Raw genomic sequence first — 16,347 nt, 5'->3', positions numbered from 1 at the left:
AGCCACCGCAGGACTATGACTGGTCCCCTGCGGCCTTCCTGGTCACCCGGCGATATCGCGAATGGCGATCTCGCTCATGATGCGTTCCAGCACCTGATCGATGGACAACTCCGTGGAATCCAGCTGTATGGCGTCAGCCGCCGGCTTGAGCGGGGCCACCGCTCGCTGGGTATCACGCTCGTCGCGCGCACGGATCTCATCTAGCAGACTCGACAGACTAACACCCTCGACTTTGCCCTTCAACTGCAAATATCGACGGCGAGCCCGCTCCTCGGCACTGGCGGTGAGGAAAATCTTCAGGGGCGCATTCGGAAAAACCACCGTACCCATGTCCCGACCATCGGCCACCAGGCCCGGGGTTTCCTGGAAAGCACGCTGGCGCTGCAGCAGCGCCTCGCGCACGGCCGGCAATGCAGCCACCTGAGAAGCGCCGGAACCGACGCTTTCAGTACGGATGACATCGCTGACTTCGTCACCTTCCAGAATGATGCGCTGCAGTTGACCGTCGGTCGCCGCGATGAACTGCACATCCAGATGAGCGGCCAGTTTCTTCAGCAGCTCTTCATTGGTCAGGTCGACACCATGGTTGTGCGCAGCAAACGCCAAAAGGCGATACAGCGCACCGGAATCCAGCAGATTCCAGCCCAGACGCTTGGCCAGAATCCCGGCTACGGTGCCTTTGCCCGAGCCGCTTGGCCCATCGATGGTGATGACCGGTGCAATGTTGTTCACGACTGAGCCTCTTGCGCCACACGAATGCCAACCTGTGCGCACAGCGCCAGGAAGTTCGGGAACGATGTCGCGACGTTGGCGCAGTCATGGATGCGGATCGGTGCCGTGGCGCGCAGCGAGGCCACGCTGAAAGCCATCGCGATGCGGTGATCTCCATGACCATGCACTTCGCCGCCGCCGATCTGGCCGCCGTCGATGATGATGCCGTCCGGGGTCGGTTCGCACTTGACGCCCAGCGCCAGCAGACCGTCCGCCATGACCTGGATACGGTCCGATTCCTTGACCCGCAACTCTTCGGCGCCGGTCAGCACGGTGCGCCCTTCGGCACAGGCCGCGGCCACGAACAGCACCGGGAATTCATCGATGGCCAATGGAACCAGCGCTTCCGGAATCTCGATACCCTTGAGTTTAGCCGCTCGCACGCGAAGATCCGCTACGGGCTCGCCGCCCACTTCACGCTGGTTTTCCAGAGTGATGTCTGCGCCCATCAGGCGCAGGATGTCGATCACGCCGGTACGGGTCGGGTTGATGCCGACGTGTTCGAGCACCAGCTCCGAACCTTCGGCGATCGACGCGGCCACCAGGAAGAATGCCGAAGACGAGATGTCGCCCGGCACTTCGATGTGGGTCGCAGCCAGCTTGCCGCCGGACTCGACGGACGCCGTCGCGCCCTCAACGCTCACCGGATAGCCGAAGCCGCGCAGCATGCGCTCAGTGTGATCGCGAGTCGGGGCTGGCTCGGTAACGGTGGTCTTGCCTTCGGCGTACAGACCCGCCAGCAGCAGGCAGGACTTAACCTGAGCACTGGCCATCGGCATCGTGTAGGTCAGGCCTTTGAGCTTGTGACCGCCACGGATGGTCATCGGTGGACGACCTTCGGCAGCGGTTTCGATCACGGCGCCCATTTCCCGCAGCGGGTTGGCGACGCGATTCATCGGACGTTTGGACAGCGAAGCATCACCGGTCAGGGTGCTGTCGAAGTCCTGCGCGGCCAGCAGGCCGGACAGCAGGCGCATCGAAGTGCCGGAGTTGCCCAGATAGATCGGGCCCGGCGCAGGCTTCAGACCGTGCAGACCGACACCGTGGATGGTCACGCGGCCGTGATGCGGGCCTTCGATGACCACGCCCATGTCGCGGAACGCCTGCAAGGTCGCCAGGGCGTCTTCGCCCTCGAGGAAGCCTTCGACTTCGGTGACGCCTTCAGCCAGGGAACCGAGCATGATCGAACGGTGGGAAATCGATTTGTCACCCGGTACGCGAATCCGACCGGACAGGCGGCCACCAGGTTGAGCCAGGAAAATCAGATCGTTGGAATTCATAGCGTCCACATAGGCCCTGCGGGCCAGGATTTTACTGAAATGCTCGCGGGCAACCCGGGCGCGCGTGAAGACGCCCAACAATTGGTGCCCATCCCCTGCATCGACCGCGTCGCGCAAGGCGTCGAGGTCGCTGCGAAATGTATCGAGTGTGCGCAGGACAGCCTCGCGGTTGGCGAGAAAGATGTCATGCCACATGACCGGGTCGCTTCCGGCGATTCTTGTGAAATCACGGAAACCGCCCGCAGCGTAACGGAAGATCTCAAGGTTTTCATTGCGCTTGGCCAGTGAATCGACCAGACCGAAGGCCAGCAGGTGCGGCAGATGACTGGTCGCGGCCAGCACTTCATCGTGACGCTCGACCTGCATGTGCTCGACGTCGGCGCCCAGCTCGCGCCACAAGCGATCAACCACCGCCAGGGCAGCCGGATCGGTCTGCTCCAGCGGGGTCAGAATCACTTTATGACGGCGGAACAGCTCTGAGTTGGAGGCTTCCACCCCGCTCTGCTCGGAGCCGGCAATCGGATGGCCCGGCACGAAACGCGCCGGCATGCCACCGAACGCTTCGGTCGCCGCACGCACCACATTGCCCTTGGCGCTGCCGACATCCGTGAGGATCGCCTGCCCCAGATCCATGCTGGCCAGACGGGCCAGCACTTTTTCCATGGCCAGGATCGGCACCGCCAACTGGATCACGTCCGCGCCCTGGCAAGCCGCCACCAGGTCGTCTTCGCAGCGATCCACCACGCCCAACTCGACCGCCAGCTTGCGCGATTGCGGGTCGAGATCGACCCCGACCACTTCGCGACACACGCCGCTTTCACGCAAGCCTTTGGCAAACGAACCACCGATCAACCCCAGACCGACCACCACCAGGCGCCCGATCATAGGTGCAGCAGATTGCAGCGCAGTGACATCACCCACGAGCCAGAACCTTGCGCAGCGCTTCGAGGAAGCGGCTGTTTTCCGCCGGCAGACCGATGGTCACCCGCAGATGGTTCGGCATGCCGTAGTTGGCCACCGGACGCACGATTACGCCTTCGCGCAGCAGACCCTGGAACACAGGAGCCGCCACCTGACCGAGGTCGACGCAGATAAAGTTGCCCTTGGACGGAATCCAGCTCAGGCCCAGCTCGCGGAAACCCGCTTCCAGCTGTTGCATGCCGGATTCATTGAGCTGACGGCTCTGCGCCAGATACTCCTCGTCCTTCAGCGCCGCACACGCCGCGGCCAAGGCCAGGCTGTTGACGTTGAACGGCTGGCGTACACGGTTCAGCACGTCCGCCACCACCGGGGTGGACAAGCCGTAACCAACCCGCAGCGCCGCCAGACCATAGGCCTTGGAGAAGGTGCGCGAGACCAGCAGGTTCGGATAGGCCGCGAGGAAATCCAGGCCATCCGGCAGATCGCTGCCTTCAGCGTATTCAATGTAGGCCTCGTCCAGCACCACCAGCACATGCTCCGGCACGTCCTGCAGGAACTCGTCCAGCGCTTCGGCGCCGAACCAGGTGCCGGTCGGGTTGTTCGGGTTGGCGATGAACACGACACGGGTGTTGGCGTCGATGGCCGCCAGCATCGCCGGCAGGTCATGACCCCAATCCTTGGCCGGAACGACCTTGGCCTGAGCGCCGACCGCCTGGGTCGCGATCGGGTAGACCGCGAACGCGTGTTCGCTGAACACGGCATTCAGGCCCGGCGCCAGATAGGCGCGCGCCACCAGTTCGAGAATATCGTTGGAGCCGTTGCCCAGGGTCACCTGGTTCAGCTCGACACGGCACTGCTCGGCCAGCAGGGATTTCAGGGCAAAACCGTTGCCGTCCGGATAACGGGTCAGCTCGTCCAGCGCTTCGCGGATCGCGGCCAGCGCTTTCGGGCTCGCGCCCAACGGGTTTTCGTTGCTCGCCAGCTTGACGATGCTTGCCGGATCCAGGTCCAGCTCGCGCGCCAGTTCGTCCACGGGCTTGCCCGGCACGTATGGCGAAAGTTGTTGCACGCCCGGCTGTGCCAGAGCGAGGAAGTTGCCACTCATTGCTACCACCCCTTAAAGAACTGCTTTCGGGTAGGAACCCAGCACCTTGAGTGCTACTGCTTCCTGACTGATCTTTTCCAGTACACCTTTGATCAGCGGATCACGGTGATGACCGACGAAGTCGATGAAGAACACGTAGGTCCATTTGCCGCTGCGCGACGGACGGGTTTCGATCCGGGTCAGGTCGATCCCGTTGTCATGGAACGGCACCAGCAGCTCATGGAGCGCGCCGGGCTTGTTGCTCATGGATACGATGATCGAAGTCTTGTCGTCGCCGGTCGGCGGCACTTCCTGGTTACCGATCATCAGGAAGCGCGTGGAGTTGTCCGGACGATCTTCGATCTTCTCGGCAAGACGGGTCAGGCCATACAGCCCGGCTGCCATGTCGCCGGCGATCGCCGCCGAGTTCCACTCACCCTTGACCCGCTTGGCCGCCTCGGCGTTGCTGGAAACCGCCACGCGCTCGACATTCGGGTAATGGGCGTCCAGCCACTTGCGGCACTGGGCCAGCGACTGGGCGTGGGAATAGATGCGGCTGATGCTGTCGGTCTTGGTGTTTTCACCGACCAACAGATGATGGTGAATCCGCAGCTCGACTTCGCCACAGATCACCATGTCGTGCTCGAGGAAGCTGTCGAGGGTGTGGTTGACCGCACCTTCGGTGGAGTTCTCCACCGGCACCACGCCAAAGTTCACCGCACCGGCCGCCACCTCACGGAACACTTCGTCGATCGCCGCCATCGGCTTGCTGATCACTGCGTGACCGAAGTGTTTCATGGCCGCCGCTTGGGTGAAGGTGCCTTCCGGACCGAGATAAGCCACTTTCAGCGGGTTCTCGAGGGCCAGGCACGAAGACATGATTTCGCGGAACAAGCGCGCCATCTCTTCGTTGCCCAGCGGCCCCTTGTTGCGCTCCATCACGCGCTTGAGGACCTGTGCCTCACGCTCGGGGCGATAGAACACCGGCTGCTCGCCTTCGGCCAGGCTGGCCATCTTGACCCGGGCAACTTCTTCGGCGCAGCGCGCGCGATCGCTGATCAGCTGGAGGATCTTCTCATCCAGGTTATCGATGCGAACGCGCAGCGCCTTGAGCTCCTGCTCGGACATCAGGAATGCTCCTTCTCGAATTCAGCCATGTAACCGACCAGCGCTTCGACGGCGTCCAGACCCAGGGCGTTGTAGATCGAGGCACGCATGCCGCCCACCGAACGATGGCCCTTGAGGTTGAGCAGGCCACGGGCGTCGGCGCCGGCCAGGAACGCCTTGTCCAGACGCTCGTCAGCCAGACGGAACGGCACGTTCATCCACGAGCGGGCGTTGACGCTGATCGGGTTGGTATAGAAGTCACTGTTGTCGATGAAGCCGTACAGGCGATCTTTCTTCGCCTTGTTGCGCTGCTCCATCGCGGCGACGCCGCCCTGCTCCTTCAGCCACTCGAAGACCAGGCCCGAGAGGTACCAGGAATACGTGGCCGGGGTGTTGTACATCGAGCCGTTATCGGCGGAAATCTTGTAGTCGAGCATGGTCGGGCACGAACTGCGGGCGCGACCCAGCAGGTCTTCACGGACGATCACTACGACCAGACCGCTCGGGCCGATGTTCTTCTGCGCGCCGGCGTAGATCAGGCCGTACTGCGACACATCGATCGGACGCGAGAGGATATCGGAGGACATGTCGACCACCAGCGGAACGTCACCAGCCTCGGGAACCCAGTCGAACTGCAGGCCGCCGATGGTTTCGTTGGACGCATAGTGCAGATAGGCCGCACCCGGGGTCAGCTTCCACTCGTTCTGGCCAGGGATGGCCAGGTAATCATAAGGCTTGGCGCTGGCAGCAACGTTGATGTTGCCGAAGCGACGCGCTTCCTCGATGGCTTTTTTCGACCAGATGCCGGTTTCGACATAGTCGGCAGTGCCGTTCTCAGGCAGCAGGTTCAGCGGAATTTCGGCGAACTGTTGGCTCGCACCGCCCTGCAGGAACAGCACTTTGTAATTGGAGGGGATGGACAGCAGGTCGCGCAGGTCTTGTTCGGCCTTCTCGGCGATGGCCACGTAGTCATCACTGCGATGGCTCATTTCCATGACCGACAGACCCTTGCCGTGCCAGTCGAGCATCTCGGACTGGGCACGCAACAGGACAGCTTCAGGCAGCGCAGCGGGACCTGCGCAGAAGTTATAGGCTCGTTTGCTCACATCCACTCTCGCTATGCAATCACGGTAGCGGACAGAGCAAACACTCTGCCCTGCTACGATTTGGTTAGTCTTGCGACTCTTCTTCGTCTGCGGCGTCCGCCTGCAGGTTGTCGACCGCATCGTCCGGTTCGGCGCCGATCACGCCTTCTTCCAGCTCGACACTTTCTTCACCTTCAAACTCTTCACCCTCGACTTCCGACGGCTCCTGGACCCGCTCCAGACCGACCAGGGTTTCATCCTTGGCCAGCTTGATCAGGGTCACGCCCTGGGTGTTACGACCCAGACTGGAAACTTCGTCGACACGGGTACGCACCAGCGTGCCCTGGTCGGAAATCAGCATGATCTCCTCGCCGTCGAGCACCTGAACTGCACCGACCAGACGGCCGTTACGCTCGTTGCTGACCATGGCGATCACGCCCTGGCCGCCACGCTTGTACTCAGGGAACTCGGTGATCGCGGTGCGCTTGCCATAGCCACGCTCGGAAGCGGTGAGGATCTGGCTGCCTTCTTCCGGGATCAGCATCGAAATCAGCTTCTGCCCTTCCGGCAGACGCATGCCGCGCACACCACGGGCAGTACGGCCCATGGCACGAACGTCGGATTCCTTGAAGCGGGTGACCTTGCCACCGTCGGAGAACAGCATCACTTCACGCTCGCCATCGGTGATGGCCGCGGAGATCAGCACGTCGCCTTCGTCCAGTTCCAGCGCGATCAGACCGACGCTGCGCTGACGGCTGAAGGATTCCAGCGGGGTCTTCTTCACGGTGCCGTTGGCGGTAGCCATGAAGATGTAGTGACCTTCGGTGTATTCCTCGACCGGCAGCATGGTGGTGATGTATTCACCGTCATCCAGCGGCAGCAGGTTGACCAGCGGACGACCACGGGCGGCACGGGACGCTTCCGGAATTTCGTAGGTCTTCAGCCAGTACACCTTGCCTTTGCTGGAGAACAGCAGCAGCGTAGTGTGACTGTTGGCAACCAGCAGGTGAGCGATGTAGTCCTCATCCTTCACGCCGGTAGCCGATTTGCCTTTACCGCCACGACGCTGGGCCTGGTACGCAGCCAGCGGCTGGGTCTTGGCATAGCCACCGTGGGAGATGGTCACGACGCGCTCTTCTTCCGGGATCATGTCACCCAGGGTCAGGTCGAGACGGGCATCGAGGATTTCGGTGCGGCGCACGTCACCGTATTCGGCGCGGATCACTTCCAGCTCTTCGCGGATCACTTCCATCAGGCGCACGGCGCTGTTGAGGATGCGGATCAGCTCGCCGATCTGGTTGAGAATCTCTTGATACTCGGCCAGCAGCTTTTCGTGTTCCAGACCGGTCAGACGGTGCAGACGCAGCTCCAGAATGGCTTGCGCCTGTTCCGGCGACAGGAAGTACTTGCCGTCGCGCAGACCGTATTGCGGATCGAGGTTTTCCGGACGGCACGAATCGGCACCGGCACGTTCCACCATCGCCACCACGGCAGAGGATTCCCACGGCGTGCTGACCAGCGCTTCCTTGGCTTCCGACGGCGTCGGCGAAGCCTTGATCAGGGCAATGACCGGGTCGATGTTCGACAGGGCGACGGCCTGACCTTCGAGGATGTGACCACGCTCGCGCGCCTTGCGCAGTTCGAACACGGTACGGCGGGTAACCACTTCGCGACGGTGACGGACGAAGGCTTCCAGCAGGTCCTTGAGGTTCAGGATCCGCGGACGGCCGTCGATCAGCGCAACGATGTTGATGCCGAATACCGATTGCAGCTGGGTCTGGGCGTAGAGGTTGTTGAGGATCACCTCAGGCACTTCGCCGCGACGCAGTTCGATCACGACGCGCATACCGTCCTTGTCGGACTCGTCGCGCAGTTCGGTGATGCCTTCGAGTTTCTTCTCTTTTACCAGCTCGGCGATCTTCTCGATCAGACGCGCCTTGTTCAGCTGGTAAGGGAGTTCGGTGATAACGATCTGCTGACGACCACCGACCTTGTCGATGTCTTCGATGATCGAGCGGGCGCGCATGTAAATGCGGCCACGGCCGGTACGGTAGGCTTCGATGATGCCGGCGCGACCATTGATGATCGCGGCAGTCGGAAAGTCCGGACCGGGAATGTATTGCATCAGCTCATCGACGGTCAGCTCGGGGTTGTCGATGAGGGCCAGGCAACCGTCGATGACTTCACCGAGGTTGTGCGGCGGAATGTTGGTCGCCATGCCCACGGCGATACCACTGGAACCGTTGACCAGCAGGTTCGGAACGCGGGTCGGCATGACCGCCGGGATCAGTTCGGTGCCGTCGTAGTTCGGCACCCAGTCCACGGTTTCCTTGTGCAGGTCGGCCAGCAGCTCGTGCGCCAGCTTGGTCATGCGCACTTCGGTGTATCGCATGGCCGCGGCGTTGTCGCCGTCCACCGAACCGAAGTTGCCCTGGCCGTCGACCAGCAGGTAACGCAGGGAGAAAGGCTGCGCCATGCGGACGATGGTGTCGTACACCGCGGTATCACCGTGCGGGTGATACTTACCGATCACGTCACCGACGACACGGGCAGATTTCTTGTACGGCTTGTTGAAGTCGTTGCCCAGCTCGCTCATCGCGAACAGCACGCGACGGTGCACGGGCTTCAAGCCATCGCGCGCATCCGGCAGTGCACGGCCGACGATCACGCTCATCGCGTAGTCGAGATAGGACTGTTTCAGCTCGTCTTCGATATTGACCGGGAGGATTTCTTTGGCCAGTTCGCCCATGAGAAGCCTGATTCCTTTTTCTGGTGAAACTTCGCCATATCCATAGGGGACGCACGAAGCTCGTCGATGCAGGCCGAGTGCCATGCGCCGACTTACGACAAATCGACAAGTTGACCCTGGATTTGCGCAGTGAAGACAACCCCGTGGGACTGCCTCGGAAAACGCCGGATGTTATCACAAGAGCCGCCACGCACCTATCCCCCAGATGCGCATGGAGCATAGTTAGATGACCGATGACAGGCTTAACGGGGACGAGAGAGGCTCAGAGCTTCCCTGAATGCAAATTTCGGGGCGAAATTGCGGATGTTTATTGACTTTCAAGGCCCCATCGCGAGCAGGCTCGCTCCCACAAGGTTCTGTGGCGATCACAAAACCTGTGGGAGCGAGCCTGCTCGCGAAGAAGACAACGCAGACATCAAGCCAATCAATGCAAGCGCTTGCGGCACATCAACTGCGCCATCTTCGCGGTATCCGGGCGCTCGACGATGCCTTTTTCGGTGACGATCGCATCGATCAGGTCTGCCGGGGTCACGTCAAACACCGGGTTGAACGCTTCAACGTCAGCCCCGACGCGCTTGCCGCCAACTTCCAGCAACTCGGCGCCGTCGCGTTCTTCGATCGGAATGTCATCACCGCTGGCCAGATTCATGTCGATGGTCGAACTCGGCGCCACCACCATGAAACGCACGCCGTGGTGCATGGCGTTGACCGCCAGTTGATAGGTGCCGATCTTGTTCGCCACGTCGCCGTTGGCGGTGATCCGGTCGGCGCCGACGATCACCCAGGTCACGCCTTTGGTTTTCATGATGTGCGCAGCGGCGGAGTCAGCGTTCAGGGTCACCGGAATGCCTTCGTTGGCCAGTTCCCACGCGGTCAGGCGCGAGCCTTGCAGCCACGGCCGGGTCTCATCGGCGTAAACACGCTCGACCATGCCTTCGATGAACGCGGCGCGAATCACCCCGAGCGCCGTACCGAAACCGCCGGTGGCCAGGGCGCCGGTGTTGCAGTGCGTCAGAATCGCCTGGGCATTGCCCTGATGCTTGCGGATCAGGTCGACACCGAGCTGAGCCATGGTCAGGTTGGCTTCGCGATCGCTTTCATGAATCGCGATGGCTTCAGCTTCCAGCGCCGCCAGCGGATCGGCGTTTTCCTTCAAACGGTCCAGCCGGTCATGCATGCGGTTCAACGCCCAGAACAGGTTGACCGCGGTCGGCCGGGAATCGGCCAGCAGCATGAAATCCTCTTCCAGCGATGCGTACCAGTCGCCACCTTCGGCGATCCGGGCACGGGCCGCCAGCACGATGCCGTACGCGGCACTGATACCGATGGCCGGCGCACCGCGCACCACCATCGAACGAATCGCTTCGGCCACGCCGGCGGCGCTGGTGTAGGCGATCCAGTTTTCCTCGAACGGCAAAACGCGCTGATCCAGCAGGTGGAGCGCGCCATCACGCCAATCGATGGCCTTTACTTTCTCCGCAGCCAACAGTCGATCGCGCATCCCTCACCCCGCACTCATGAACAAAAGCCGCCGATTATAGCGATCCCCCCGCGAAGACGCTCGGGTATACTTCGCCATCCTTTACAAAAGCACTGGAACCGACCCTCGATGCCGAAACCTGCCATTGCGCTCGACTTATTATTGCTGCCGACCTGGCTGGTACCCGTCGAACCCGCAGGCGTTGTGCTCAAGGAGCATGGCCTGGGCATCCGCGACGGTCGCATCGTGTTTATCGGCCCGCGTGCCGAAGCGCTGAAGTGTAACGCCGCCGAAGTCCGCGAACTGCCGGACGTTCTGCTCAGCCCCGGCCTGATCAACGCCCACGGCCACGCGGCAATGACGCTGTTCCGTGGCCTGGCCGACGATCTGCCGCTGATGACCTGGCTGGAAAACCACATCTGGCCGGCCGAGGGCAAATGGGTCGATGAAGATTTTGTGCGTGACGGCACCGATCTGGCCATCGCCGAGCAGATAAAAGGTGGCATCACCTGTTTTTCCGACATGTACTTCTTCCCGAAGGTTGCCAGCGAGCGCGTACACAACAGCGGAATCCGTGCACAGATCGCGATTCCGATCCTCGACTTCCCGATTCCGGGTGCCGCCAGCGCCGATGAAGCCATTCGTCAGGGCGTCGAACTGTTCGGCGACCTGAAGCATCACGAGCGCATCAAGATCACTTTCGGCCCTCATGCACCCTACACCGTGGGCGACGAGAACCTGGAAAAAATCCGCGTGATCGCCGAAGAGCTGGATGCGTCGATCCACATGCACGTCCACGAAACCGCGTTCGAAGTGCAGCAAGCGGTCGAACAGCGCGGCGAACGCCCGCTGGCCCGCCTCGGTCGTCTCGGTCTGCTGGGCCCGCGCTTCCAGGCCGTGCACATGACCCAGATCAGCGATGACGACCTGGCGTTGCTGGTAGAAAGCAACACCAGTGTGATCCATTGCCCGGAGTCGAACCTGAAGCTGGCCAGCGGCTTCTGCCCGGTGGAGCGCCTGTGGCAGGCCGGGGTCAACGTCGCGGTCGGCACCGATGGCGCGGCGAGCAACAATGACCTGGACCTGCTGGGTGAAACCCGCACTGCCGCCCTGCTGGCCAAAGCCGTCGCCGGCTCGGCCACCGCGCTGGACGCCCACCGGGCGCTGCGCATGGCCACGCTGAACGGCGCGCGAGCCCTGGGGATCGAAGCCGAGACCGGCTCGCTGGAGCTCGGCAAGGCAGCCGACATCGTCGCCTTCGACCTGTCCGGTCTTGCGCAACAACCGGTCTATGACCCGGTTTCGCAGCTTATATACGCCACCGGTCGCGACTGCGTGAAACACCTGTGGGTCGCCGGCAAGCAGTTGCTCGACGACCGCCGCCTGACCCGACTGGACGAACAACAGCTCGGCGAAACCGCCCGGGCCTGGGGCCGACGCATCAGCGGCCACACCGAATCGTAAACACCCTGGGGCAAACTCCGGGGCTACAGCCTTTTTCAAGTTTTAGAGGATTGAATCATGAGCAACGTCGACCACGCCGAAATCGCCAAATTCGAAGCCCTGGCCCATCGCTGGTGGGACCGCGAAAGCGAGTTCAAACCGCTGCACGACATCAACCCGCTGCGGGTCAACTGGATTGACGAGCGCGTCAACCTGGCTGGCAAAAAGGTCCTCGACGTCGGTTGCGGCGGCGGCATTCTCAGCGAAGCCATGGCCCAGCGCGGCGCAACCGTGACCGGCATCGACATGGGCGAGGCGCCACTGGCGGTCGCGCAGCTGCATCAGCTGGAATCCGGCGTGAACGTCGAATACCGCCAGATCACCGCCGAAGCCCTGGCCGAAGAAATGCCCGAGCAGTTCGACGTCGTCACTTGCCTGGAAATGCTCGAACACGTACCGGACCCGTCCTCGGTGATCCGCGCCTGCTTCCGCATGGTCAAGCCCGGCGGCCAGGTATTCTTCTCCACCATCAACCGCAACCCGAAGGCGTACTTGTTCGCCATCGTCGGCGCCGAATACATCATGAAGCTGCTGCCGCGCGGCACCCACGACTTCAAGAAATTCATCCGCCCGTCCGAGCTGGGTGCCTGGAGCCGCATGGCCGGCCTGACCGTCAAGGACATCATCGGCCTGACCTACAACCCGCTGACCAAGCACTACAAACTGGCGGCGGACGTTGACGTCAACTACATGATCCAGACCCTGCGCGAGGAGTAAGCCGATGGCCATCAGAGCAGTCCTTTTCGACATGGACGGCACTCTGCTCGACACCGCGCCGGACTTCATCGCCATCTGCCAGGCGATGCGCGCGGATCGTGGCTTGCCGCCAATGAACGACAAACACATTCGCGATGAAATCTCCGGCGGCGCCAAGGCCATGGTCGCGGTGACGTTCTCGATGGATCCGGAGTCGCCGGGCTTCGAGGAATTGCGTCTGGAGTTCCTCGAGCGCTATCTCGTCGGTTGCGCCGTGCACAGCAAGCTGTTCGACGGCATGGGCGAATTGCTGGCCGACATCGAGAAAGCCCATCTGATCTGGGGCGTGGTCACCAACAAGCCGCTGCGCTTCGCCGAGCCGATCATGCAGCAACTGGGGCTGGCCGAGCGCTCGGCGCTGCTGATCTGCCCGGATCACGTGAAGAACAGCAAGCCGGATCCCGAGATGCTGACCCTTGCCTGCAAGATGCTTGATCTGGATCCGTCGACCGTTCTGTTTATTGGCGATGATCTGCGCGATATCGAATCCGGCCGTGACGCCGGCACCAAAACCGCTGCCGTGACCTATGGCTACATTCACCCCGACGACAACCCTCGGCACTGGGGCGCGGACGTGGTGGTGGATCATCCGCTGGAGTTGCGCAAGGTGCTCGACAACGCGCTGTGCAGTTGCTGAGTGGTGCTGCAAAGCGACCATCGCTGCATTCCCGGGCAAGACGCGGGAACGATCAGAAGTTAATGGATTAGAGGTTTCTTATGTTTGATTACTCCGCTCGCCCCGAATTGCTCAAGGATCGGGTCATTCTGGTCACCGGTGCCGGTCGCGGCATCGGCGCCGCTGCCGCCAAGACCTACGCCGCCCATGGCGCGACCGTGCTGCTGCTGGGCAAGACCGAAGCCAACCTGACCCAGGTCTACGACGAGATCGAAGCGGCCGGGCATCCGCAGCCGGCCGTGATCCCGTTCAACCTCGAAACCGCCCTGCCCCATCAATACGATGAGCTGGCGGCGATGATCGAGACCGAGTTCGGCCACCTCGACGGCCTGCTGCACAACGCCTCGATCATCGGCCCGCGCACGCCGATCGAGCAGTTGTCGGGTGAGAACTTCATGCGCGTCATGCAGGTCAACGTCAACGCGATGTTCATGCTGACCAGCACGCTGCTGCCGCTGCTCAAACTGTCGCAGGACGCCTCGGTGGTGTTCACCTCCAGCAGCGTCGGGCGCAAGGGCCGCGCTTACTGGGGCGCCTATGGCGTGTCGAAGTTCGCCACCGAAGGCCTGATGCAAACCCTCGCCGACGAAGTCGAAAACGTCGCTCCGGTGCGCTCCAACAGCATCAACCCGGGCGCCACCCGCACCAGCATGCGCGCCCAGGCATACCCGGGTGAAAACCCGCTGAACAACCCGACTCCGGAAGAGATCATGCCGGTCTATCTGTACCTGATGGGCCCGGACAGCACCGGTATCAATGGCCAGGCCTTCAACGCCCAGTAATGCCATACGTCGCATTTGTTGCCGTGGCGGAATACCGTCGCGGCATGCAATTGCCGCTTTGAGCACGGCGAATTCAGTCAAATAACCACCGCACCTCCTTCCGCAAAAATTTCAAGTCATTGATTCAAAACGGTTTTAATAAAATATGAACCGTATGGCACGACTTTCGCTCTACATTTCCTCAAAGCACGCCGTGTGAAGGCAGTCGGGCAAGGCCTGATTCGATAGCTGACTAATCGTCATCGGGCAGACTAAACTTACGCCAAATGTCCTACGGGACTGATGGATCAGTATGACGCGCAGCCCATAGCCGCTCTCACCCAGCCTGTAAGACAGACTTACTGCTTAGGGGCTCACGCCATATGAAATCACCCTCCCAGACCACTGCAATTGACTTCGACAGTGCCAAATTGCAACGCCTGGGCTTTGGTCAGCAGCCACCTCTCCTGGCGCGACCTGTCAGCCTGGCGCAATTGCGCCAGCAAATGAGCCTGCAACTGCAAACCAGCCTTGAGCCTCAACGCATCCTCGGTCTGTTTTTCCGCGAAGTTCAGCGCCTGGTGCCGCTGGACGCCTTGACCTACGTGCACAACGGCAGCGACCTGCGCCTGGAGTTCGGTGCCCGCGGCCACCACTCGGCCAGCTACAGCCTCAGCCACGAAGGTGAGCACATGGGTGAGTTGGTGTTCCGCCGTAACCAGCGCTTCAGCGAACAGGAACTGGGCAATCTCGAATCACTGTTGTCGGCCCTGTTGTATCCGATGCGCAATGCGCTGCTGTACCGCGCAGCCACGCAAAGCGCGCTGCGTGATCCGCTGACCGGTGCCGGCAACCGCATTGCCATGGAGCAGACGCTGCTGCGCGAGATCGAGATGTCCCGCCGGCACCTGCAACCGCTGTCGTTGCTGATGCTGGACATCGACCATTTCAAACAGGTCAACGACCTCCATGGTCACAGCGCCGGCGACGACGTGCTCAAAGCCGTGGCGGCATCGATCAAGGGCCAGTTGCGCAATGTCGACATGGTGTTCCGTTATGGCGGGGAAGAGTTTCTGATCCTGCTGTCCAACACCGGGCGCGATGCGGCCGCCATGGTTGGTGAGCGCCTGCGTCAGGCAGCACAGGCCCAGGATTACTACGCCAATAACCAATTGATCGAACTGACCGTGAGCCTCGGCTGCTCGACCCTGCTACCGGGCGAATCCGCCGACAGCCTGCTGCGCCGCGCCGACAGCGCGCTGTATGTCGCCAAGCGCGAGGGCCGCAATCGCCTGACCATGGCGGGCTGACTATTTTCCGCCAACAAAAAACGGGAGCCAAGGCTCCCGTTTTTTTATGGATGTCGCCGAAATCAGCTTTCGACCAGCGCCCGACGTTCACGCCCGACTAACACCCGCTCCGACAACTCAAGCTGCATGCAGCGCTCGAGGAACAAGTACATGTAGTCGTAACTCTTGCAGATCGCCTGTCGCAGCTCCGCCTGCAAGGCTTTGCTCGGGTTCAACCCGGCCAGGGTGCAGATGATCTCCAGCGCCTCCCACGGATGGGCATCATCGTACTGGGCGTGCATCTTCAGCCACTTCATGGCCCGCTTTCGATCTTCCTCAGGGAAGGCCGCGGCGTAGACCCCCGTCGAACACACCAGCGCCGACCACTCCCCGGTCGCGCCTTCGATGGCGTAGTTGGTGGCCGCGATGGCCACGATCAGTGAATCCGCCGAACTGGTGTGCCAGCACCAGTGGCTCAGGGCGTGCAACTCCGGTGGCACTTGCTGCGCTTGCAGGTCTTCCAGGCTCACCCCATGGGCCCGGCTCCAGTGCAGCCAGTAATCGGCGTGGTTGAGTTCGACGCGAATGTTGCGCATCAACCAGCGCCGCGCCATGTCTTCACCCGGATGACGGGCGAATTTGGTCTTGGTGAGATTCTGCGCCATGTACAACGCGAATTGCTCAACGACGGGCCAGCCCCCGATCAGGTACTGGCGCATGGTTTTGGCGCTGAGCTTGTTATCACGCATGCGCAGATAAAGTTCATGTTCGACAACCCGGCGTTTGCTCTCGCTGCAATCCTGGATCAACTGTTGCGCCCAGGCGGGATAACTTGCAGCTTCCATGAGTGGTCCGGTTCGGTTGAATGTGTCGATCACTGTTCGG

Annotated in this window: 13 protein-coding genes; 5 read left to right on the top strand and 8 right to left on the bottom strand. The window is 61.7% G+C overall.

Features of this window, described 5'->3' with window-relative positions:
* Positions 1 to 42: 42 nt before the first annotated feature.
* From cmk to mtnA, 7 genes are all read right to left on the bottom strand, one after another.
* Positions 43 to 732, bottom strand: coding sequence for a (d)CMP kinase (cmk, locus tag PMI24_RS01960; protein WP_007950916.1), 690 nt, complete (start codon positions 730 to 732; stop codon positions 43 to 45).
* Positions 729 to 2,936 (bottom strand): bifunctional prephenate dehydrogenase/3-phosphoshikimate 1-carboxyvinyltransferase, encoded by a 2,208-nt coding sequence (locus PMI24_RS01955; RefSeq protein ID WP_007950915.1) that lies wholly within the window; start codon positions 2,934 to 2,936, stop codon positions 729 to 731. The genes cmk and PMI24_RS01955 overlap by 4 nt, the downstream gene beginning before the upstream one ends.
* Before the next feature lie 28 nt (positions 2,937 to 2,964).
* Entirely contained in the window at positions 2,965 to 4,077 is a 1,113-nt protein-coding gene (gene hisC / locus PMI24_RS01950; RefSeq protein WP_007950914.1) for a histidinol-phosphate transaminase, read from the bottom strand.
* Between the two features lie 12 nt (positions 4,078 to 4,089).
* Complete coding sequence (pheA, locus tag PMI24_RS01945) at positions 4,090 to 5,184, bottom strand: prephenate dehydratase (protein ID WP_007950913.1); 1,095 nt, start codon at positions 5,182 to 5,184, stop codon at positions 4,090 to 4,092.
* The gene (gene serC / locus PMI24_RS01940; protein ID WP_007950912.1) at positions 5,184 to 6,269 is read right to left on the bottom strand and encodes a 3-phosphoserine/phosphohydroxythreonine transaminase; all 1,086 of its coding nucleotides are present in this window, start codon (positions 6,267 to 6,269) and stop codon (positions 5,184 to 5,186) included. The genes pheA and serC overlap by 1 nt, the downstream gene beginning before the upstream one ends.
* A gap of 64 nt (positions 6,270 to 6,333) precedes the next feature.
* Complete coding sequence (gene gyrA / locus PMI24_RS01935; protein ID WP_007950911.1) at positions 6,334 to 8,997, bottom strand: DNA gyrase subunit A; 2,664 nt, start codon at positions 8,995 to 8,997, stop codon at positions 6,334 to 6,336.
* A 424-nt stretch (positions 8,998 to 9,421) separates the two neighbouring features.
* Positions 9,422 to 10,498 (bottom strand): S-methyl-5-thioribose-1-phosphate isomerase, encoded by a 1,077-nt coding sequence (gene mtnA, locus PMI24_RS01930; protein ID WP_007950910.1) that lies wholly within the window; start codon positions 10,496 to 10,498, stop codon positions 9,422 to 9,424.
* A gap of 108 nt (positions 10,499 to 10,606) precedes the next feature.
* Here mtnA and PMI24_RS01925 point away from each other — a divergent pair, with 108 nt between their 5' ends.
* The 5 genes from PMI24_RS01925 to PMI24_RS01905 all read left to right on the top strand — a co-directional run bounded on the left by PMI24_RS01925 (position 10,607) and on the right by PMI24_RS01905 (position 15,483).
* A complete protein-coding gene (locus PMI24_RS01925; RefSeq protein WP_007950908.1) occupies positions 10,607 to 11,941 on the top strand; it encodes a TRZ/ATZ family hydrolase in 1,335 nt (444 codons plus the stop codon).
* Positions 11,942 to 11,998: 57 nt separating this feature from the next.
* Positions 11,999 to 12,697, top strand: a complete 699-nt coding sequence (ubiG, locus tag PMI24_RS01920) for a bifunctional 2-polyprenyl-6-hydroxyphenol methylase/3-demethylubiquinol 3-O-methyltransferase UbiG (protein WP_007950906.1) — start codon at positions 11,999 to 12,001, stop codon at positions 12,695 to 12,697.
* A 4-nt stretch (positions 12,698 to 12,701) separates the two neighbouring features.
* On the top strand, positions 12,702 to 13,373 hold the full coding sequence (gene mupP, locus PMI24_RS01915; protein WP_007950905.1) for an N-acetylmuramic acid 6-phosphate phosphatase MupP: 672 nt from the start codon (positions 12,702 to 12,704) through the stop codon (positions 13,371 to 13,373).
* A gap of 80 nt (positions 13,374 to 13,453) precedes the next feature.
* Positions 13,454 to 14,194: a YciK family oxidoreductase gene (locus PMI24_RS01910; protein ID WP_007950904.1), complete on the top strand. Its 741-nt coding sequence runs from the start codon at positions 13,454 to 13,456 to the stop codon at positions 14,192 to 14,194.
* Between the two features lie 362 nt (positions 14,195 to 14,556).
* Entirely contained in the window at positions 14,557 to 15,483 is a 927-nt protein-coding gene (locus PMI24_RS01905; RefSeq protein ID WP_007950903.1) for a GGDEF domain-containing protein, read from the top strand.
* Between the two features lie 62 nt (positions 15,484 to 15,545).
* On the opposite strand, the gene PMI24_RS01900 is transcribed toward PMI24_RS01905, so the two are convergent.
* A complete protein-coding gene (locus tag PMI24_RS01900; protein WP_007950902.1) occupies positions 15,546 to 16,340 on the bottom strand; it encodes a TenA family transcriptional regulator in 795 nt (264 codons plus the stop codon).
* Positions 16,341 to 16,347 lie beyond the last annotated feature (7 nt).

Source organism: Pseudomonas sp. GM25 (assembly GCF_000282255.1).
GTDB classification, from domain to species: Bacteria; Pseudomonadota; Gammaproteobacteria; order Pseudomonadales; family Pseudomonadaceae; genus Aquipseudomonas; species Aquipseudomonas aphyarum.
This window is presented reverse-complemented; position numbering and strand designations above follow the sequence as displayed.

Excerpts from the sequence above, each read along its gene's own strand:
- PMI24_RS01955 (WP_007950915.1), bottom strand. The coding sequence starts at position 2,936 with ATGATCGGGCGCCTGGTGGTGGTCGGTCTGGGGTTGATCGGTGGTTCG.
- hisC (WP_007950914.1), bottom strand. The coding sequence starts at position 4,077 with ATGAGTGGCAACTTCCTCGCTCTGGCACAGCCGGGCGTGCAACAACTT.
- pheA (WP_007950913.1), bottom strand. The coding sequence starts at position 5,184 with ATGTCCGAGCAGGAGCTCAAGGCGCTGCGCGTTCGCATCGATAACCTG.
- gyrA (WP_007950911.1), bottom strand. The coding sequence starts at position 8,997 with ATGGGCGAACTGGCCAAAGAAATCCTCCCGGTCAATATCGAAGACGAG.
- mtnA (WP_007950910.1), bottom strand. The coding sequence starts at position 10,498 with ATGCGCGATCGACTGTTGGCTGCGGAGAAAGTAAAGGCCATCGATTGG.
- PMI24_RS01925 (WP_007950908.1), top strand. The coding sequence starts at position 10,607 with ATGCCGAAACCTGCCATTGCGCTCGACTTATTATTGCTGCCGACCTGG.
- ubiG (WP_007950906.1), top strand. The coding sequence starts at position 11,999 with ATGAGCAACGTCGACCACGCCGAAATCGCCAAATTCGAAGCCCTGGCC.
- mupP (WP_007950905.1), top strand. The coding sequence starts at position 12,702 with ATGGCCATCAGAGCAGTCCTTTTCGACATGGACGGCACTCTGCTCGAC.
- PMI24_RS01910 (WP_007950904.1), top strand. The coding sequence starts at position 13,454 with ATGTTTGATTACTCCGCTCGCCCCGAATTGCTCAAGGATCGGGTCATT.
- PMI24_RS01905 (WP_007950903.1), top strand. The coding sequence starts at position 14,557 with ATGAAATCACCCTCCCAGACCACTGCAATTGACTTCGACAGTGCCAAA.